The sequence below is a fragment of the Oleiphilus sp. HI0125 genome (genome assembly GCF_001635355.1).
Genome location: NZ_LWGF01001095.1, coordinates 1 through 552, shown reverse-complemented (window position 1 = coordinate 552; position 552 = coordinate 1). Strand labels below are relative to the sequence as shown.

Genomic DNA, 552 nt, shown 5'->3' with positions numbered 1-552 from the left:
AACTCTATTTATTGCACCTATGCAAACGAACTCAACCTATGAGGCTCAATCAGTCTCAAGTTGGATCACGCACAATATTGAGCTAATCGCTTGGTACGCACTCAGCGCGATAGTTCTTTATCTAGCATCACTACTTGCAGACCAACGAAAAACTGAAAAAAATCTAGAACAACGCGTTATCGAGCGAACCCAAGCATTAGATGAAGCAAATCAAGAACTTCGCCAAGAAATAAGAACGCGCTTTGCAACCGAGGACGAGCTAAAGAAATCGAACAAACGTTACCGCGCACTCATCGAAACCGCAGGCATTCCAGTCATTGTTATTAACGATAATTATCTCATTGAACACTGGAATTCGGCTTGCGAAGCGGTCAGCGGATATCGATATGAAGCAGTGTTGGGCAAAGATTTCCTACGACTCTGCATTCCAAGCGAACAACATGAATCCCTAATCTGGCGCCTCAACAAAGCAGCTGCCAGCTCAACGAATCAAGAAAACGTAGAAACAAAGCTGTTCACTGCACAACAATCAAAACGATCAATGCTGTGGAA

1 protein-coding gene is annotated in these 552 nt (G+C 43.7%); it reads left to right on the top strand.

The window, feature by feature from the left end; translation table 11 throughout:
• Positions 1-19 precede the first annotated feature (19 nt).
• Positions 20-552, top strand: a 533-nt coding sequence (locus tag A3762_RS18915; RefSeq protein ID WP_197469395.1) for a PAS domain-containing protein, incomplete at its 3' end; no start/stop codon positions are given.